The sequence below is a fragment of the Nocardia sp. NPDC055029 genome (assembly GCF_053608525.1).
Genome location: NZ_JBSGVQ010000027.1, coordinates 52,055 through 70,954 on the forward strand (window position 1 = coordinate 52,055; position 18,900 = coordinate 70,954).

At 70.8% G+C, this 18,900-nt stretch carries 17 protein-coding genes; 4 read left to right on the forward strand and 13 right to left on the reverse strand.

Annotated elements, in window-relative coordinates:
- Positions 1-22: 22 nt before the first annotated feature.
- Positions 23-736: a response regulator transcription factor gene (locus tag ACWF9G_RS22350; RefSeq protein ID WP_379307358.1), complete on the reverse strand. Its 714-nt coding sequence runs from the start codon at positions 734-736 to the stop codon at positions 23-25.
- Between the two features lie 291 nt (positions 737-1,027).
- Here ACWF9G_RS22350 and ACWF9G_RS22355 point away from each other — a divergent pair, with 291 nt between their 5' ends.
- On the forward strand, positions 1,028-1,975 hold the full coding sequence (locus tag ACWF9G_RS22355) for a threonine/serine dehydratase (RefSeq protein WP_452517584.1): 948 nt from the start codon (positions 1,028-1,030) through the stop codon (positions 1,973-1,975).
- A gap of 19 nt (positions 1,976-1,994) precedes the next feature.
- On the opposite strand, the gene ACWF9G_RS22360 is transcribed toward ACWF9G_RS22355, so the two are convergent.
- The 9 genes from ACWF9G_RS22360 to ACWF9G_RS22400 all read right to left on the reverse strand — a co-directional run bounded on the left by ACWF9G_RS22360 (position 1,995) and on the right by ACWF9G_RS22400 (position 13,356).
- On the reverse strand, positions 1,995-2,849 hold the full coding sequence (locus ACWF9G_RS22360; RefSeq protein WP_452517586.1) for an SDR family oxidoreductase: 855 nt from the start codon (positions 2,847-2,849) through the stop codon (positions 1,995-1,997).
- Positions 2,850-2,883: 34 nt separating this feature from the next.
- On the reverse strand, positions 2,884-3,576 hold the full coding sequence (locus ACWF9G_RS22365) for an FHA domain-containing protein (protein ID WP_379307352.1): 693 nt from the start codon (positions 3,574-3,576) through the stop codon (positions 2,884-2,886).
- Position 3,577: 1 nt separating this feature from the next.
- Positions 3,578-4,867, reverse strand: a complete 1,290-nt coding sequence (locus ACWF9G_RS22370) for a vWA domain-containing protein (protein WP_379084320.1) — start codon at positions 4,865-4,867, stop codon at positions 3,578-3,580.
- Positions 4,864-5,880: a PP2C family protein-serine/threonine phosphatase gene (locus tag ACWF9G_RS22375; RefSeq protein ID WP_379307350.1), complete on the reverse strand. Its 1,017-nt coding sequence runs from the start codon at positions 5,878-5,880 to the stop codon at positions 4,864-4,866. The genes ACWF9G_RS22370 and ACWF9G_RS22375 overlap by 4 nt, the downstream gene beginning before the upstream one ends.
- Positions 5,877-8,270 (reverse strand): tetratricopeptide repeat protein, encoded by a 2,394-nt coding sequence (locus ACWF9G_RS22380; protein WP_452517588.1) that lies wholly within the window; start codon positions 8,268-8,270, stop codon positions 5,877-5,879. The genes ACWF9G_RS22375 and ACWF9G_RS22380 overlap by 4 nt, the downstream gene beginning before the upstream one ends.
- On the reverse strand, positions 8,267-9,439 hold the full coding sequence (locus tag ACWF9G_RS22385) for a hypothetical protein (RefSeq protein ID WP_379307346.1): 1,173 nt from the start codon (positions 9,437-9,439) through the stop codon (positions 8,267-8,269). Before ACWF9G_RS22385 ends, ACWF9G_RS22380 begins: the two co-directional genes overlap by 4 nt.
- Positions 9,436-10,410, reverse strand: coding sequence for a glutamate ABC transporter substrate-binding protein (locus ACWF9G_RS22390; RefSeq protein ID WP_379307344.1), 975 nt, complete (start codon positions 10,408-10,410; stop codon positions 9,436-9,438). The genes ACWF9G_RS22385 and ACWF9G_RS22390 overlap by 4 nt, the downstream gene beginning before the upstream one ends.
- The gene (locus tag ACWF9G_RS22395; RefSeq protein ID WP_452517591.1) at positions 10,407-11,678 is read right to left on the reverse strand and encodes a hypothetical protein; all 1,272 of its coding nucleotides are present in this window, start codon (positions 11,676-11,678) and stop codon (positions 10,407-10,409) included. Before ACWF9G_RS22395 ends, ACWF9G_RS22390 begins: the two co-directional genes overlap by 4 nt.
- A gap of 178 nt (positions 11,679-11,856) precedes the next feature.
- The gene (locus tag ACWF9G_RS22400; protein WP_379307340.1) at positions 11,857-13,356 is read right to left on the reverse strand and encodes a flavin-containing monooxygenase; all 1,500 of its coding nucleotides are present in this window, start codon (positions 13,354-13,356) and stop codon (positions 11,857-11,859) included.
- 214 nt (positions 13,357-13,570) lie between these two features.
- Between ACWF9G_RS22400 and ACWF9G_RS22405 the strand changes: the two genes are divergently transcribed.
- The 3 genes from ACWF9G_RS22405 (at position 13,571) to ACWF9G_RS22415 (ending at position 16,261) form a co-directional block, all read left to right on the forward strand.
- The gene (locus ACWF9G_RS22405; RefSeq protein ID WP_452517593.1) at positions 13,571-14,725 is read left to right on the forward strand and encodes an LLM class flavin-dependent oxidoreductase; all 1,155 of its coding nucleotides are present in this window, start codon (positions 13,571-13,573) and stop codon (positions 14,723-14,725) included.
- Positions 14,726-14,984: 259 nt separating this feature from the next.
- The gene (locus ACWF9G_RS22410; protein ID WP_379307336.1) at positions 14,985-15,599 is read left to right on the forward strand and encodes an HAD family hydrolase; all 615 of its coding nucleotides are present in this window, start codon (positions 14,985-14,987) and stop codon (positions 15,597-15,599) included.
- 71 nt (positions 15,600-15,670) lie between these two features.
- Entirely contained in the window at positions 15,671-16,261 is a 591-nt protein-coding gene (locus ACWF9G_RS22415) for a class I SAM-dependent methyltransferase (protein WP_452517595.1), read from the forward strand.
- Here the strand turns inward: ACWF9G_RS22415 and ACWF9G_RS22420 are convergent.
- From ACWF9G_RS22420 to ACWF9G_RS22430, 3 genes are read right to left on the reverse strand one after another with little or no spacing between them, the layout of a single operon-like run.
- Positions 16,249-16,992, reverse strand: a complete 744-nt coding sequence (locus tag ACWF9G_RS22420; RefSeq protein ID WP_452517596.1) for an SDR family oxidoreductase — start codon at positions 16,990-16,992, stop codon at positions 16,249-16,251. The genes ACWF9G_RS22415 and ACWF9G_RS22420 overlap by 13 nt on opposite strands.
- Positions 16,989-17,957, reverse strand: coding sequence for an alpha/beta hydrolase family protein (locus tag ACWF9G_RS22425; RefSeq protein ID WP_452517598.1), 969 nt, complete (start codon positions 17,955-17,957; stop codon positions 16,989-16,991). Before ACWF9G_RS22425 ends, ACWF9G_RS22420 begins: the two co-directional genes overlap by 4 nt.
- Complete coding sequence (locus ACWF9G_RS22430; protein ID WP_452517600.1) at positions 17,954-18,877, reverse strand: zinc-binding dehydrogenase; 924 nt, start codon at positions 18,875-18,877, stop codon at positions 17,954-17,956. The genes ACWF9G_RS22425 and ACWF9G_RS22430 overlap by 4 nt, the downstream gene beginning before the upstream one ends.
- Between the last annotated feature and the right edge of the window lie 23 nt (positions 18,878-18,900).

Consider the following 18,900-nt stretch of genomic DNA (forward strand, 5'->3'; position numbering starts at 1 on the left):
TTGCAGTTGTATGACGAGTCTTTTACTGCGATTGCGGATCGAGCCGATAACCGAGTCCACGCACGGTGACGACGATGCGCGGGTCGGACGGGTCGCGTTCGATCTTGGTGCGCAGCCTGCGCACGTGGACGTCGACGATCCGCTCGTCACCGAAAAAGCCCTGGTCCCATACTCTTTCGAGCAGCACGGCGCGACTGAGCACGCGGCCGGGGGTTTCGGCGAGTTCGCACAGCAACCGGAATTCGGTGACCGTGAGGTGGATCTCCTCGGCGCCGCGGCGGACCGCGCCCGCGTCGGCGGCCAGGATCAGTGGCGCGTCCGGATGCGCGTCGAGCACGGCCTCCGGGGTGGTGTCGCGATCGGCGGTGATCCGGGCACGGCGGCGCAGCGCGCGCATCCGTGCGGTGATCTCCTTGATCTCGAACGGCTTGCTGACGAAGTCGTCGGCGCCCGCTTCCAGGGCCGCGACGACGTCGTGGGTGTCGTACCGGGTGCTGATCACGATGATCGGCACGTCGTGATCGCGGCGGATCTCCCTGATGCAGTCGAAGCCGTCGGTCTCGCCCCGCATCAGGTCCACGATCATCAGGTCGGGCGGGCCGTCGATCCGCAGCCGATCCAGGGCGTCCTCGGGGACACCCGCCTCGGCGACGGCATAGCCTTCATCTTCCATCGCGCGGCGCAGATCGCCGCGCATCTGGACGTCGTCGTCCACGATCATCAAGTTCGCGCTCATGCCCGCACCCCGCTGTGGCTGGGTTCGGGCATGACCGCCGAGGCGGCTGTGTTGTTCCACCGCTCGTTGCGCTCGCTCATGTGCACATCCTTTGCTGACACGCCGGGACGTGCGCCGGATCACCTGGGGAGTTCGCGTCCCCAGACCGACACGACATCCCGTCTTCGAGCTCGTTACCGATCCGTTATGTACCCAGGGTTGGGGCAGCGTAAACCCGCCGTAACAATTCGCCCGGTCAGCGCCCGATCCGAAGCGCGGTCCGCGGGCCCGTCGCGGTGGCATAGTCGAGTGGTGACACCGACCTATGACGACATCGAAGCGGCCGCCGTGCGGATCGACGGGCTGGTCCGTCCTGTCACCGTCGCACCGGCCGCTCCCGGCGCCGATCCGCTGTGGTTCGCGCTGGAGTTCCTGCAGTTCACGGGCACGTTCAAGGCGCGCGGCGCGCAGAATTTCGTGCGCGCGCACGCGGCGGCGGGGACGCTACCCGCGGCCGGTGTGACGATCGCCTCAGGCGGCAACGCGGGGCTGGCGTGCGCGTGGGCCGCGCGCGAGGCGGGGGTGTCCGCGACGGTGTTCCTGCCCGACACGGCTCCCCCGGTGAAGATCCGTCGATTGCGTGACTACGGCGCCGAGGTGCGACTGATCGGTCCGGAGTACAAGCAGGCGCTGGCGGCATGCCAGGAGTTCGCCGCCACCAGCGGCGCGCTCTTCTCGCACGCCTTCGACCATCCGCTGATCGCCGCGGGCGCGGGCACACTCATGCGCGAGATCCACGCGCGGGTGCCCGATCTCGACACGGTGCTGGTCGCGGTCGGCGGGGGCGGCCTGTTCACCGGAACGGCGATCGCCGCGCAGCACGCGGGGATTCGCACGGTGGCGGTCGAGCCCGAGAACTGCCGGTCGCTGAATGCGGCGCTCGAGGCGGGCAGGCCCGTCGACGTCGCCGTCGACTCGGTCGCGGCCGATTCCCTCGGCGCGCCGCATGTCTCGGCGATGGCGCTGGCTACCGCACAGCACGACAGTGTGCGCTCGGTGCTGGTCGGGGACGACCTGATCCGCCGTGCCCGCAGGCAGCTCTGGGACGAGCATCGCATCGCGGTCGAGTACGGTGCGGCCACCGCGATGGCGGCCCTGCTCGACACCGGTTCGGGCGCCGCCTATCGACCCGAGCCGGGCGAGCGGGTGTGCGTCATCCTGTGCGGAGCCAATACCGACCCCTCGGACCTGGTCCGTTAGACCGCGCGGTCTCGACCCGTCAGCGGACCAGTTCGTTCTTGGTGGCGTAGTTGGTCATCGCCGAGTTGAGGCCGCGCATGGCGAGTGTGTAGCCGAAGGGGAAGTAGCGCTGGCCCCAGTGGGCGAGGTGGATGTCGCGGGAGGTGTAGACCCAGTAGCGGTTGCGTTCGACGCCCTTGACGACGGCGGCGGCGGCCTGCTCGGGGGTGACGGCGTGGCGCAGGAACAGCCTCATCGCCTTCTGCAGGGCGGCGCTGTCACGGTCGACGCCGGCGATGTCGAGGCTGTCGACCATCGGGGTCGCCATCGCGCCGGGGCAGACCAGGCTGACGCCGATCTTGTGGCGGCGCAGGTCGAATCGCAGGACCTCCGAGACGCCACGCAGACCGAACTTGGTGGCGCTGTAGGGCGCGTGCCAGGGCAGACCGAACAGGCCGGCCGCGGAGGACACGTTGACCAGATGGCCGCCGCGCTTGGCCGCGATCATCGGCGGGACGAACTCCTCGATGACGTGGATCGGGCCCATCAGGTTGATATCGACGGTGCGGCGCCACTGCTGGTGGGTGAGCTTGTCGACGGTGCCCCAGGTGGCGATGCCCGCGACATTCATGACGATGTCGACGTGACGCACCGCCTCGAAGGTGTGCGCGGCCAGGCCGACGACGGCCGAATGGTCGCTGACGTCGGCGGCGTGGGCCAGCTGCACCGTCGCGCCGGTGGCGCGCAGTTCGGCGGCCGTCTCGTCGAGTGCGTCCGCGGTGATGTCGGTGAGCACGAGGGCAGCGCCCTTGGCGGCGGCCGCGAACGCGGTGGCGCGGCCGAGTCCGCTGGCGGCGCCCGTGATCAGGCAGGTCTTCCCGTCGAACTTCGTCATGGTCCCGACCCTACGGTTTGGTGAACAGATACGTCTATGGCCCGGTGCCGATCGCGATGGTGGTCCAGCCGCCGACATGGATCCGGCTGCCGTCGCGCAGCGCGACCGCGACCTGGGGTGTGATCGGCGCGTCGGCGCCGTCCAGGCTGGTCCCGTTGGTGGAGCCGAGGTCGGTGATGGTGAGCCCACCGCCCGGATCCACCTGGATCATCGCATGCGCGCGCGACACCCCGATGTCGACCGGCGCGATCCCGAGGTCGATCTCTGGCACGATCCCCTGCGATGCCGACCGCTTCCCGATCAGGAACTGGTTGCCGCGCAACATGATCCGGCGCTCGGGATAGAAGTCGGGGAAATCGACGCGCTCGGCATCGGGGCCCTTGCGCGCACGGACCCGGACGTAGAAGTCGCGGTCGGCGAAGACGCGCGCGACCCAGACCGGCGCCGCGCTGTCGGTCGGGTGGACCTCGTCCGGGCCGGGAGTCCGGAGAACGGTCGGGTCCGCACCGCGGTGCTCGACGGGTGCGGATCGCGCTGCCTGCGGGGGCGCGGGCAGGGCCGAATCGTGGCCGCAGACCTCGCAGAACCGCCCGCTGGTCGGTGTCACGCAGGACGGGCACAGCCGCAGGCCGGCCTGATCCGGCGCCGGGGCGCCGTCCAGGGCGGACCCGCACACATCGCAGTAGTCGATCGACTGCGACAGATGTCCGTCCGCGCAGACCGGCATGTCAGGAACCCTCCGGCCGGACCCGCGCCGTCTTGGTCGAGCGGATGTCGAGTGCGAGTTCGTCGGCGGCGGCGACCTCGCCGCGCAGCTTGACCGTGCCGTCGCGGTCGTCGACCTCCACCACGCCGCGCAGCAGCTTGGCGGTGGATTCGTGGCCCGAGGCGGCCGCCAGTTCCACCGCGCGCCGCAGCTTCGCGGTGGCGGTGGTCAGGTCACCGCTGCGGCGGGCCGCCAGACCCTCCTGCACGGCCTGGGCCAGTTCGACCTGTCCGGTGTAGTGGGCGACGCGGGTGCTGATCCGGGTGGACAGCGTGGTGTCGGTGGTCCACACCGCGCGCACGAGTCCCTGGCCGAGAACGTCGTCGCCCGCCAGCACGCTGAGCCGGGCGGCCAGCTTCTCGCGGCCGGGCGCGGCCGGTTCCAGTTCGATCTGCACGTGGTATTCGCGTTCCTCGGCCGCCCAGGACGAGAGCGGGTACTCCCCCACCTGCGGGCCGGTGTCGGCACGGCGGGCGGTGAGGTCTTCCAGGACCGGCGAGACCTGCTTGACCATCCTGACCCGCGCGCCGGCCGGGGTCCACACCTTCAAGGTCAGCTCGGGGATCACGCGGGCGACCGAGGAGCGCATCATCTTCGCGAAGTCGGCGGCCAGGTCCTTGGGGTCGGCGACCATGTCGGCGTCGCCGGACAGCTTCGAGGAGATCTTGTGCAGGTCGGCGGCCATCCAGTCGTCGCCGACACCGCGGCAGTCGCAGACGAAAAGGCCTTCGGCACGGTCGAGTTCGGTGGTCAGCTGCTCCGGCGACTCGTGCTCGTTCTTGCCGTCGGTGAGCAGGATGGCGTGCGCCTGCGCGCCGGGGTGGGCCGCGGCGACCTGGCGGGCCAGCGCCAGCCACGAACCCATGGCGGTGCCGCCGTCGGGACGCAGCCGGTCCAGTGCCCGGCGGGCCGCACTGCGGTTGCCGCGGTCGGCGGGGGCCGACATGCCCTTGGTGGGGTAGATCATCCTGGCCTGTTCGGTGCCCTCGATGATCGCGAACGCGGTGCCGTCGGGGATCTCGTCGAGGGCGGTGCGGGTGGCGTTGCGCGCGTTCTCGAACTTGCGCTTGTTGCCCATCGAGCCCGAGCAGTCGATGATCAGGATCTCCAGCCGCGGTGGCGGGGTCGCGGCGACGGCGAGCTCGGGGCCGGTGGTCACCGTCAGCACTGCGTCCACCACGCTCGCCCCTTCGGCGAGGAACTCGTTCTGGTCGACGGCGATCGAAATACCTTCGGTCCCTGTAGAACTCATGACACTCCTGGATCGTGCGTGACGGCGCCGGGCGCGGGCACAGGGGCCAGCGCGACCGTGATGTTGTCGCTGCCGCCGCTGTTCAAGGCGAAGTCGGCGAGCGCGCGGGCAGCGGCCTGCGGTGAGGTCTCGACGGTGAAGCCTGCCAGCGCGACGGCGTCGGGCAGGTAGTTCCACAGGCCGTCACTGCACAGCAGCAGGGTGCCCGGTTCGGTGGCGACCATGCGCTGCAGGCAGTGTGCCGACCACGGCGCTTCCCCGCCGTCGGCGCCGAGCCAGCGCAGCAGGGTGTGCGCGCGGGGGTCGTGCATGGCGGCTTCCTCGTCGAGGGCGCCCGCGTCGACGAGCGCCTGGGCCCAGGAGTCGTCGACGCTGAGCCTGCGCGAAGCGGTGGGGTCGCCCGCCGCGAGCCAGAAGGCGCGGCTGTCACCGACATTGGCGACGGTGATCTCGGTGCCCTCCGGGGTCTCGCGCACGATCGCCGACACATACGTGCACGAGGGCGCGTATTCGCTCGAGCGGGACATCCCGCGCACGGCCGCGGTCGCGGTCGCCAGGCCCGCCATCGCGCTGTCCTGCGCGGAGCGGCCGTCGGCGAGCGCGGCCAGTGCCGCGTCGACACCGGACCTGGCCGCCGTGCCGGAGGCGGCCTGCGGGTCCTGGGAGGTGGACACGCCGTCGCTGACGACGATGACGCGCGTGCCGTCGCCGTCACGGACGGCCGCGGCGACGGCGTCCTCGTTGCGGGAGTGACTGATTCCGCGGTCGGTGAGGATGTACACCGTGCCGAGATCGTCCTCGAATCGATCGGGAACCGGTTTCGGGCTGCCGCACTGCACGCAGCGGCCGCCCTCGTAGCGTCGTTCCCCACAGGTCGAGCACTGCGGCACCGTGGCCGGATCGTGGATCGGCAGCGCGACTTTGCGCACGCCGAGCTCGCGGCCGCACCCCTCGCAGAAGCGGTGCCCCGCCCTGGCCGATCCCGCGCAGTCCGGACAACCGGGCGCGCTCACAGCGTGGTCCTCGGCCGCACCGCGTTCGCCTGATCCACCAGCGCGAACCGGGTCCACATGTCGTCGGCTTCCCGAGCCAATGTCCGCAAGCATCGTTCCAACCCCGTCCGCACTCCCTGCTCGGTGAATTCCACGTCCAACAGCTTGCCTGCCGCGCTCGGTCGCTGCCCCGACCGGATCCAGTTCAGTGCCGCCTCCAGCACATGCATGCGTACCTGGGCGGTGCGGGCGCGCGAGTCCAGGCTCAGCCGTTCGACCCGCTCACCCGCCTCGCGCAGCAGTGTCTCGTCCAGGTCGGCCGGGTCTCGGCGCGCCAGCAGGGTTTCGACGGCGGAGACTCTGGCCTCGGTGAACATCGACGACGTGCGGTCCACCTGGTCGAGAACTGTCACCGCGCCGGTCCGGTCGCCTGCCGTGCGGCGCAGGCGGGCGGCGCCGAAGGCAGCGGAGAGGTAGGTGTGGTCGGTGCGCCACACCAGCTCGTAGAGAGCGAGCGCGCGGCGCAGGGCGGCCTCGTCGCCTTCGGCCCCGAGTTCCAGCGCGGCCGCCAACGCGAGTTTGGGGGCGGGCTCGCCGGGCAGTGCGGCGTAGACGGCCTCGAAATCGGCCGCGGCGGTGGCATGGTCGCCGGTCAGCAAGGCTGCCTCGGCGCGGTACCAGACCCGGCGCCAGTCGTACTCCAACTCCTCGGCCAGTGCGTCCAGGCGGGCCAGGGCGGCCTCGGGTTCGCCTGCTTCCAGTTCGGCGCGGACCAGGCGCAGCGGAATCTCCACCGACTCACCGGAGCCGGTGACCACCGCGCGCAGGCCCGCGGTCAGCGCCGCCTCCAGTTCCGCGGGGGTCGCCGCGTCGGTGGTGGCCAGCAGCGCGGCGCCGCTGTCGCCCGGATCGACCAGCGGGGCTGGCAGGCCGGTGATGAGCGCGGGGGGTTCGGGTGTGGTGCTGTCGATGCCGAAGACCGCGCGGGCCGGGCCGAACGAGCTCGACATACCGGGACGCGGGATGCCGTCGCCGGTGGCCAGCACCTCCCGCAGCACGCCGGTGAGCTGATCGGCCATCTCCGACATCGAGCCGAAGCGGGCCAGCGGCTCGTCGTCGGTGGCCCGCAGCAGAAATCGGTGCAGCGAATCATGCTGGGCGAGAAGCGGTTCGGTGTCGGGGGTCGGCAGTGGGCCGAGCTTGCCGTCGGCCGAGGCCACCCGCATCATCAGCACGGCCAGGGTGCGGCCCGCGGTGTAGACCTCGGTGGCCACGGTGGGCCCGGTCTCGGCGATCTCGGGTGCCTGATAGCCCAGGGTGCCGTAGATCGGGCTGGTGCGGTCGTCCATCGAGATGACGGCACCGAGGTCGATCAGCTCGAGTCGTTCCTCGGTCTGCATCACGTTGTCGGGCTTGAAATCGCAGTACGCCCAGCCGCGGGCGTGCAGATAGCCCAGCGCGGGCAGCATTTCGAGCACGTAGGCGATGGCCTGGGCCGGCGGCAGGTAGCTGTCGTTCTCGGCGCGGTGCTTGCGCAGGATCTGCTTGAGCGAGGTGCCGCCGACGTAGGCCATGACGATGTAGCCGACCGGCTCGCCGTCGGTGTCGGCGTGTTCGGTGAAGTTGTGGATCTTGACGATGTTGGGGTGGTCGACCTCGGCCAGGAACCGGCGCTCGGCCAGTGCCGCTGCCAAGGCGTCGCTGTCACCGGTGTCGATGAGGCCCTTGAGGACCACCCAGCGCTTGTTGACCCGATGGTCGACGGCCAGGTAGATCCAGCCGAGACCGCCGTGCGCGAGCGCGCCGGCCACCTCGTACTGCCCGCCCACCAGATCGCCTGCGCGCAGCCGCGGCACGAACGAGTAGCGGGTGCCGCAGTGCGGGCAGAATCCGGCGGTACGGCCGGGCACGCCGTCGTGGCTGCGGCCGACCGGCTTGTCGCATTTGCCGCAGTAGCGATCGGATTCGGGGACCTGAGGGTCGGTGAGCACGGCCGTGGCCGGGTCGACGCGCGGCACCGGCGGCACCTCGACCAGGCCGGCGCCGAGCCTGCCGCGCGCGGCCGAGCGGGCCGACCCGGAGCGGTGGGTGCGCACCGAGCGGCTCGACGTGCGTCCGCTCGCGCTCACCGTCGGCGCGGAGGGGCTGTACACGGCGGTGGCGGTCGGGGCGGTACCGCAGGTTTCGCAGTAGCCGTCGGCGATCGTTCCGCCGCAACCGGGTTCGGCGCACACGCCGGGCGCCGGTGGCGGGGTGCCGTTGCGCGGCAGGGCGGTGGTGCGCGAGGACCGGCCGCCGTTGGACGCGGGCGCCGGGCTCGGCAGTGGCGCGCTCGCCACGGGGGCGGTGCCGCAGACGGCACAGTAGCCGTCTTCGACGGCGCCGCCGCACCCCGGTTCACTACAGGTCATGCTGTCCGCCCCGCTTTCTCCCCGATGATCGAACGATAGTCCGCGACCGCCCGGGTTACTGCGGCCAGATCGCATGGTGTCCGGCTGAGCAGGCCCGCGGCGATGCGGTCGGCGGCGAGCACGTCACGGTTCTCGCTGACGCCCAGACGTGCTGCCTTGGCGCGGTAGGCGGTGAGCCTGCCGCGGAGTTCGGCCCGCCGGTCCAGCAGGCCACGCGCCAATTCCTCTCGCCGCGTCGTGGTTTCGCCCGCCTGGGTGGCGCGGGCACGCAAGGCCAGGAGGTACTCCACCGTCGGGCGGGTGGGGTGCGGGCCGAGCGTGTCGAGCTCGGCGCGCAGTCGCGCCGCCGGTTCGCCGCCGCCGGGTAGTTCGCCCGTGGCGACTTTGTGTTCGGCCTGCGCGACCGTCTCGTCGGCGCGGCGCTGCAGCTCGTCGAGCCCGGTCAGTTGCCTGCGCAGGGTCTCGACCGCGCCGGGCAGATCGGCCGCGACCGCGAGATGCTCGGCATGCCGGGCCGATTCGGTCTCGACCAGTGCGGTGAGCGCGGCGAGTGCGGCCGTGACCTCGCCCGGCGCGAAACCGAGCGGGTCCGTTCCCGCCCGGCTCAACAGTGCCGCCAGCGGTTCGGCCGCCGCGTCCAGCGCGCCGTGCGCCTGCTCGACGCGCTGCTGCAGCGGGGCGAGCGCGCCGATGACCTGCCGGTCCACCGCCTCGACCTCCTCGGCGAACGGCGCGACGAAGGCGAACGCGGCGCGCATGCGCTCCAGTGAGTCCGCGATGCCGACGGTCACGATCGTTTCGGCGGGACCGGTGAGTCCACGCTGGGCCAGCGGAATCGGGATGCGGGCGATCTCGTGCGGGCGGCCGCGCAGCAGTTCGGTGAGACGGGCGCGGGCGCGATCGTCGACCCGGCCGCGCCCGCCGCGGATCTGCTCGGCCTCGGACACGATGGCGCGCACCCGGCCCAGGTCCTCCCAGAGTTCGCCGAGCGCCTTCTCCACCGGCGCCCAGCGCCGCGCGGTCTCCCCCGTCGGCGGGTACCGGCGGACCAGGGTAAGGCCGGGGTGGCGGTCCAGTTCCAGCAGCGTCGTCGTCACGGTCGCCAATTCCGCTGTGCGCGCTGTCAGTTCGCGATCGATCTCGACGATGCCGAGCATCGGCCAGGTCATCCCGCGTACCGGGGCACCGGCGGGCCCGGCGACGGGCCGAGTACCGCCAGGTGCTGCTGGTAGATCCGCTGCCAGGTGCCGTCGGTGCGGGCACGGTCGAGCACGCCGTTGACGAACCGGACCAGGTCGTCGCTGCCCTTCGGCACGCCGACCGCGTAGGCGCCGGTGCCGATCTGGTCGCCGACCAGCTCCAGGTTGCGGTCCTGGGCGACCAGTCCCGCGAGGATCGGCTCGTCGCCGCTGATCGCGTCGACCGTGCCCTGCTGCAGGGCGACCAGGCAATCGGTCCAGTTGGTCACGCCCAGCACACTGGGCGGCGTCGGCAGCGAGAACAGCGGCGCGGCCGCCGTGGTGCCCTTGGTGACACACACCCGCTTGCCCGCCAGGCCCGCGGCGTTCGTGATCCCCGCCCCCTTCGGTGCCGCGATGCGTTGCGCCGCACGGTAGTAGACGCTGGAGAAATCGACGTCGCGGCGGCGTTCGCAGGTCGCCGAGAAGGTACGCACGATCATGTCGACCTTCTTCTCCCGCAGCAGCGGGATCCGGTCGGCGGCGGCGACAGAGCGCAGTTCGATCTTGTCGGGATCACCGAACAGGTCGCGCGCGATCTCGCGCGCCAGGTCGATGTCGAAGCCTTCGAGCCGTCCGGTGGACGGATTGCGGAAGCCGAACATGTAGGTGTTCTGATCGACGCCGACCCGCAGCCTGCCGTTCGCGACGATCGCCGCCATCGACGACCCGGCAGGCATCGCGCCAGGCTGCGGCCTGCCTGTGGGAGCCAGGGTCGCCTCGGTATCGCAGCCACCAGTGCCTTCTGCGGCCGGCGCCGACGTGATGGCCTCCGCACCGGGCAGCGGCGGCGCGACGGCAGTGGCCGGAATCGTCGACGGCTCCGGTGCGCCACCACAACCGGCGACCAGCACGACCGCCGCGGCCAGCGCCGCCATCAGCAAGGGACGCCGCGTGCTCACAGGAACTCCTTGATTCGGGGCCACAGGCCGGTGATCACCGCGCCCGCGGCGGCCAGCAGGAGGATCAGCGTGCCGAAGGGGCTGAGGGTGAAGGTGGTTCCGGCGGCGTCGACGCCGTCGCGCAGGTCGGTGCGGGCCTGGGCGAGGGCGTCGCGGAGTTCGTGGTCGAGGCGGGCGAAGCTGGTGGCCGAGCTGTCGGGGCCGGTGCCGATCGCCTGGGTGACGGCGCCGGTGTAGTCGGCCTTCTCGTAGGCGGTGCGCTGGGCGTTGTGACCCGCGGTCCAATTCGTCAGTGCGCGGCCCGCTTCGGAGTCGGCCGCGCCCGCGGCGGTGAGGCGCTGTTCCAGGTCGGTGGTGTGGGTGTGGAAGGACGCTTCGGGTGCGGTGATGTCGCCGCGCGTGATCAGGGCCAGCGTTTCGTCGGTGCGGGCCTGCTGGGCCAGGATGCGGGCGCCCGCCAGGTTCTCCACGCGCGCACCGGCACCCGAGTCGCCGGTGTCGAGCAGGTGCGCGGCGGTCAGCGTGGCGCCCACCGACCACAGCACGGCAAGCAGCGCGGCGGCCGCGGCCAGGGCGACACCGGCGTTCACCAGCCGGTTGGTGCGGCGCAGCAGCACCACCGAACCGACGGCGCAGGCGCCAAGGACGAGCAGCAGGAGCACGATCGTGGTCCACGGAAGTGCCCCGATGCGGTGCTGGTCCTCGCGCACCGCGGCGAAGCGGGCCTTGTTGAGCTGTTCGGCGTTGGGCAGCAACGAGGTCTGCATCAGGTCAGAGGCCTGCCGCAGATAGGCGGAGCCGACGGGGAAGCCCTGCCGGTTGTTCGCGCGGGCGGTCTCCACCAGACCGGTGTAGGTCGGCAGGTCGGCGGCGATCCGGGCGACGATCGCCCTGGTCTGCGCGTCGGTCGCGCCCGCTGTCGCTTCCGCCAGTGCCGCAGCGGCTTCGGCGAGCGACTGCTCGTAGGTGTCACGCACCTGCGGTGATTCGATGCCACCGGACAAGAACGCGGTCGCCGCACCGGCATCGGCCGCCGACAGCGAGACGTAGAGGCTTTGCGCGGCGAACGCCAGCGGCTCGGTCCGGTCCAGCACCTGTTCGGTCCGCCCGGCCTTCGCGTCGAGCTGTTGTCCCGCAGTCAGTCCGGCGAGCACGCAGGCCACCGTGATCACCACGAGCACCACACCGAGCACACCCGGTGTCGTGGCGGCGAAACGCCGCAGCCACATCCCCGCGTCACGGATGGTCGCCGGTAGGCGAGATCCCACACCGTCCTCCTTCATCTCCCCGGGCGGTGTCTTCGATCGCGATAGTACGGGAGGCACTGACAATTCGCCCGGGCGACCGAAATCGGCTCCGCACAAGCGGATCGGGCCCGTCGATGCGACAGGGTCCGCCACACCGATGGTGTGACGGACCCTGTCAGGTTCGACGTAACGCGCTAGGTCACGCGCCCGCGACCTTCTCGCCCGGCTTCACGGCGGTGCCGACCTTGCTGAATCGCAGGACGCCGTCCTCGATCGGCGCCTTGTGCATCAGCGTGCGGTCACGGTAGTAGTTGTTGACCAGCTTCCAGGCGCCACGGGCACCCTGACGCGGCATCGCGTCGTTGCCGCGCTGGATGTAGCCCGAGGTGAGCGCGCCACCCATCAGCGACTCGTCGGCGATGTCCTCGGGGTTGGCGTGCACCTCGAAGGTCGTGTAGCCGCGGTCGCGCATGATGTTCAGGACGCGGCACAGGTAGGCGGCGGCGAGGTCGGCCTTCAGCGTCCAGGACGCGTTGGTGTAGCCGATGATCATCAGGAAGTTCGGGATGTCGGAGTACAGGACGCTCTTGTAGGCGACGGTCTCGTTGAACTTCAACGGCTCGTCGTCGATGCTCATGGTGATGCCGCCGAGCATCTGCACGTTCAGGCCGGTGGCGGTGACGATGATGTCGGCCTCGAGCTCCTGGCCGGACTCGGTCAGGATGCCCTTCTCGGTGAACTTCGCGATGCGGTCGGTGACGATGTCGGCCTTGCCGCTCTTGAGCACCTTGAACAGGTCGCCGTTGGGCACCACGCACAGGCGCTGATCCCACGGGTTGTAGCTCGGGGTGAAGTGGCGCAGGTCCACGTTCTTGCCGACCTGCAGCCGCACCTGGGTCAGCATCAGCTTCTTGGCCAGCTCGGGGTTGGTGCGCGAGAGCTGGAAGCTCGCACGCTGCAGGGCGATATTGCGAGCGCGGCCGATCTTATAGGCGATCTGGTCGGGCACGCGCGACTTCTTGAAGCCGACCGCGACCGGGTCCTCGGAGGGCAGCGCCTGGATCCAGGTGGGCGAACGCTGCAGCATGGTGACGTGCGCGGCGTCGTCGGCCATCGACGGGATCAGCGTGATCGCGGTGGCGCCGGAACCGATGACGACGACCTTCTTGCCCTTGTAGTCCAGGTCCTCGGGCCAGTGCTGCGGGTGCACGATCCTGCCCTGGAAGTCGTCCTGACCGGGGAAGGTCGGCTGGTAGCCCTCGTCGTAGTTGTAGTAGCCGCTGGCGCCGACCAGGAAGTTGGCGGTCCAGGTCTCGGTCTCGCCGGTCGCCTCGATCAGGGCGGTCACGGTCCACACGGCCGAGGCGCGGTCGAAGTCGGCGGTGACGACCTTGCGGCCGAAGGTGATGTGGTCGGTGACGCCGTACTCCTTGGCGGTGTCCTCCACGTACTGCCTGATGCTGGCGCCGTCGGCGAGCACCTTCGTGCCGATCCAGGGACGGAACCCGAAGCCGAAGGTCAGCATGTCCGAGTCGGAGCGGATGCCGGGGTACTTGAACAGGTCCCAGGTGCCACCGATGTTCTCGCGGCGCTCCAGGATCGCGTAGCTGCGTCCGGTCTGCTCGCGGGTGAGGTGACAAGCCGTGCCGATTCCGGACAGGCCAGCGCCGATGATCAGTACGTCGACATGCCGCGTCATTGAGGAAACTCGTTTCGTAGGGTCCGTCGCCGCTCGCGCATCGTCGCCCGAGCCTCCGGCAAGATTACGTGTTTCGCATAGTTACGTCTAGTTCGATTCGGTCGCGCCGTGGCGTGTCGGGGGTTGCGCGCACGGTGATCCGAATCCGTGACGCCGCCGCCTTCGCCGGTCAGAGTCGATAACCGACTCCCATCACTGCGACGAAAAGGCGGACATGACCGAGCGCGGACTGTCGTTCCACTGGTTCCTGCCCACGTATGGCGATTCGCGCGGGCTGGTCGCCGGCGGACACGGCAGCTTCATGTCCGGCGATCGCCCGGCCACGCTGCGCTACCTGAACCAGCTCACGGCCGCGGCCGAGGACAACGGCTTCGAGGGCGTGCTGACCCCGACCGGCGCGTGGTGCGAGGACGCCTGGCTGACCACCGCCATGCTGGTGCAGACCAGTGAGACGCTGAAGTTCCTGGTGGCGCTGCGTCCCGGCCTGGTCAGTCCCACCCTGGCGGCGCAGATGGCGGCGACCTTCCAGCGGCATTCCGGCGGCAGGCTGCTGCTCAATGTCGTCACCGGTGGCGAGCCGCGCGAGCAGCAGGCCTACGGCGACTTCCTGGACAAGGCGCAGCGCTACGCCCGCACCGGAGAGTTCCTGCACATCGTGCGCGAACTGTGGGAGTCGACCGAGCCGATCAGTTTCACCGGTGAGCACCTGCGGGTGCGCGACGCGGTGCTCAGCGCCCGGCCCAACCCTGTTCCGCCGGTGTTCTTCGGCGGCTCCTCCGGCCCGGCGGGCCCGGTAGCCGCCCGATACGCCGACACCTATCTGACCTGGGGCGAACCCCTAGACGCGGTGGCCAAGAAGGTCGACTGGATCCGGGGTCTGGCCGCGGTCGAGGGCCGCACCGTCGACTTCGGCCTGCGCATCCACGTGATCAGCCGCGACACCGCCGCCGAGGCGTGGGCGGAGGCCGACCGGCTGCTGGCCGGCATCGCGCCGGGCGAGATCGCGCGGGTGCAGGCCAGCCTCGCCAACAGCGAGTCCGAGGGTCAGCGCCGGATGGCGCAGCTGCACAACGGGCGCACCGACGGGCTCGAGATCGCCCCCAATCTGTGGGCCGGGGTCGGTCTGGTCCGTGGCGGCGCGGGGACGGCGCTGGTCGGCTCGCACGCGGAGGTGGCCGAGCGGCTGCTCGAGTACGCCGCGCTCGGGATCGACCATTTCATCCTGTCCGGGTACCCGCATCTGGAGGAGGCGTACTGGTTCGGGGAGGGTGTGCTGCCGATTCTGGAGCGCAAGGGCGTGTGGCGGCACCCGTCCCGGCCCGCCGCGGTGCCGGTGGTGGCGCCGTTCACAGCGGCGGCCAGTAGCTGAACCTGGCAGTCGATGCACGGTGGCAGCCACTGCTGGTGACCGTGCATTCCGCCCTGCCGAACCGCCGAACGGGACGGTGACCTGGCGTCGCCGTGCTCGCCTTTGAATCGCCATACTTCCGGCCATCGGTGCAGTGATGCACGCCATGCATCACACAACCGCACTCCCCCAAGCGTTTTCGGCATCGAGTGCATCCGGCGTTCCACGTGAATCAGCCCGTCACCAGGGGGTCGGCAGCGTCGGCGATACGCTCGGTCTCGTGACCCTCACCGTCGGCTTCGATCTCGACATGACCCTCATCGACTCGCGTCCCGGTGTCGCCCTGGCGATCGACACCCTCGCGCGCGAGTTCGATCTGCCGATGGTGGGCAGCCACTTCGCCGATCACCTCGGGCCGCCGCTGGCCACCCTGCTCGCCGACGCGGGCGCCCCCGACGACCTGATCCCCCACCTGGTCACCCGGTTCCGCGCGCTCTACCCCGATGTCGTCCCGCACATCCCCGCGCTGCCCGGCGCGACCGCCGCGCTCGACACGGTGCGCGCGGGCGGCGGACGCACGCTGGTGGTCACCGGCAAGTTCGAGCCGAACGCGCGACTGCACATCGACCATCTCGGCTGGACGATCGACCGTCTCGCCGGTGACCTGTGGTCCACCGGCAAGGCCGACGTCCTGCGAGCCGAATCCGCCCACGTCTTCGTCGGCGATCACGCCGGGGACATGCGCGGCGCCAAGGCCGCCGAGGTACTCGCGGTAGGTGTGACGACGGGCCCCTACGACGCCGACGGATTGCGGGCCGCCGGCGCCGATGTCGTCCTCGACGACCTCACCCAGTTCCCCGATTGGCTGGCCGGCTACGCGGCGGGCCGCGGATAGGACCGGAACCACCTGCGCGCGGCCAGGTTCGCGGCCCGGAACCTCGCCACGCTCCCGCCCGTTGTCGTGGCATGTCGACGGACCCCTACTGGAATCACAACACGCAATACCACCCCTGGATTCTCGAGCAGGTCCCGGCCGAGGCCCGCACCGCACTCGACATCGGTTGCGGCGACGGACTGCTCGCCCGCAAGCTCGCCACCCGCTGTGACACCGTCCTCGGCGTCGACATCGACGACAAGGTGATCGCCACCGCACCGCCTGCGCACAATGTGCATCTCGAGCAGGCCGACTTCCGTGAGCTCGACGACACCTTCGACATGGTCACCGCGGTCGCGACCCTGCACCACGTCCCGATCCGCGACGGCATCGCGGCGCTACGCCACCTGGTCGCACCCGGCGGCACCCTCGCGGTGGTCGGTCTGTGGAAGATGCATCCCCTCACCGACTTCCACTATCTGCCGTTGCTGCCCGCCATCCGGGGCCTGGACTGGTGGCGGCGTCGCGAACTCGGCGGACCCGGTGCCGCCGTGCGCGACCCGCGGGAAACTCTGTCCGAGATCCGTTCGGTGGCCGGCGAATTGCTGCCCGGCGCGCAGATCCGCCGCCGTCTCCTGTGGCGGTACACCCTGCTGTGGCGCCGCCCGCGTCAGCTCGGGTAGGCCGCCACCAAACCGCCGTCGACGATGATGTCCTGCCCGTTCACATAGGACGCGTCGGCGGATCCGAGGAAAGCGACAAGAGCGGCTATCTCGTCGGCCGCGCCGAAACGGCCGGCCACCACCCGGCCCGCCGCCATCGCCGCGAAGTCTTCGCTCATCGCGCCCGCGGACATCGGGGTGTCGATGTAGCCGGGGCTGATCGAGTTCACCCTGATTCCGCGCGGGCCGAGTTCGGTGGCCAGGGTGCGGGCCAGGTTGTGCACGGCGGCTTTCGTCGCCGCGTAGAGGGTCAGGGCGCTGTCGGCGCGGTGCAAGGTCCAGGAGGCGTTGAGGACGACGGACGCGCCCGCCGTGAGCAGCGGCAGGGTCTTCTGGACGGTGAAGAAGACGCCTTTGAAGTTGACGGTGACGGCGTGGTCGAAGGTGTCCTCGGTGATGTCGGGGAACGGTGCGAAGGTGCCGGTGCCCGCATTGGCGAAGACCAGATCGAGGCGACCGAAGCGGGTGGCGATCGCCTCGGTCAGCGCATCCAGGGCGGTGAGGTCCGCGGTGTCGGCGGCGATACCGGTTGCCTGCGGGCCCAATTCGGCCGCAGCGACGCGCACCCGGTCTTCGGTGCGGCCGGTGACGACGACCTGCGCGCCTTCCTCGATCAGCCGGCGGGCGGTGGCCAGGCCCATGCCGCTGGTGCCACCGGTGACGAGGGCGATCCTGTCGGTGTAGCGGTTCATGCGAGTCCTCCGGTGAGATGGTCGGCGACGGCGGGGAGCCAGGCCTGCTGGTTGTTGCCGACGAGGTGATCGCCGCCGGGGACGCGCAGATAGCGCCCGTTCGGGGCGTGGTCGGCCAGTGCCGCGCCGTCGGCGACGCCGGGGATGTGGTCGTCTCCGCCGTCGACAACCAGGAGCGGGCAGCGCAGCATCGGTGCGCGTTCGGTGAGGTCCACGGTGGCGGCGAACGATGCGGCGGCCGAGAGTGATCCGGCGCGACGGGTCATCAGGTCACGCACCGGGTCGGGCAGGGTCGACCAGTCCAGTCGGTAGGGCCCGCTCACCGTGGCGGCCACGATGATGCGCGGGTCCCGCGCCGCGGCTGCCGCGGTGTAGTAGCCGCCGAGACTCAGCCCGACGACGCCGACCCGTGCGACACCGAGAGCGTCGATCGCCGCGCCGATGACCGCGGGATAGTCACTGGTGAGGGTCGATTCTCCGATGCGGGCGCCTTGCCCGGGACCGTCCATGGCGAAGACCGCGATGCCCCGCGCGAGGAGCGCGTCGGCGAGGACGTGGAATTCGTCCTTGCTCGAGTCGAGGCCGGGCACCACGATCACCGTGCCCGCCGCATCGGCGGGCCCGCGAAGGATGCCGGTGAAATCGGGACCGGTGATCCGTCGCGCTGTCGGTTCCAGCAGGGAAAAGCCTTGTTCGGCAGCGGAGTCCGCCGCTTCGGCATGGGCCACGTGGTTCTCGTCGGGAACGAGTGTCGCCAGGTGCGACCAGCTGGCCGCCATCAGGAGATGGTGGCCGCGGGTGATCGCCGAACCCGGTGCTGTCCGGTACCTGGCCGCGGCCGCCGCACACGCCGGTGCCCAGTCGGCGGGCGTGGCGATCTCGGCGCAGGTCCTCCGGTAGTCGTGCGGATCGATACCGGCACCGGTGGCCCGGCTGAACAGCGCCTCGACCAATTCGGCGCTCATCGGGTGGAGCTCGTGGTCAGCACGGCTTTGCCGCGCACCCGGCGTTCCCGCAGGTCGACGAGCGCACGCGCCGTCTCGGACCAGTCGGCGACCAGCCCGATTTCCGGATGCAACCTGCCCTCGGCCACCAACCGCACCAGGGTGCCGAGATCGCCGCCGTATGGTCCACCCGCGTAGTGGAAGTGGCGGATCGTCGCGTTTTCGGGACCGGCGAAGAAGTCGAAGAAGTTCAGCGTCGCCGGGATGCGGGCGGCCTGCCCGAACCAGATCAGGGTGCCGCCGGGCCGGAGCCGGGCCAGGCACGCCGCCACCGCGGAACCGCCGGTCGACTCGAGCACGAGGTCGAACTGGCCTGGCGCGTCCGCGATGTCGTGCACCACGTGGGCGGCGCCGAGTGCCGACAGCCTGCTGCCGCGTTCCGGCGTCGCCGTCACCGCGGTGACCTCGGCTCCCGCACCCGCGGCCAGTTCGGTGACGTAGTGCCCCACCCCGCCGGACGCCCCGGTCAGCAATATCCGCGCACCCTGCACGGCGCCCGCCGCGCGGAGCAGGCGCACGGCCGTGATCCCGGCCAGCGGCAGGGCCGCCGCCCTCACCGCGTCGAGCGCGTCGGGCAGCACGGCGAGCGCATCGGTCGGCACCGCGACGTAATCGGCCCAGCCACCCAGCGGCGGATGACCGACCACCCGTGACCCTATCCGCGGACCCGACCCGTCGGCCGCGGCCTGCACGACCAGCCCGGCGACGTCCTTGCCGGGCAACAGATCCGGGTGCGGATTCTCCAGCAGGAACGTCTCGCCGCGGTTCGGGGCGAAGGCTTCGACGCGCACCAGCGCCTCGTCGGAGCGCGGCACCGGTTCGGCCGCCTCGGTGAACGCGACCGGTCGCTCCGGATCGCCGGTCGGAATCAAACGCTGCATGCCCCGAGGTAACCGCCGCGCGG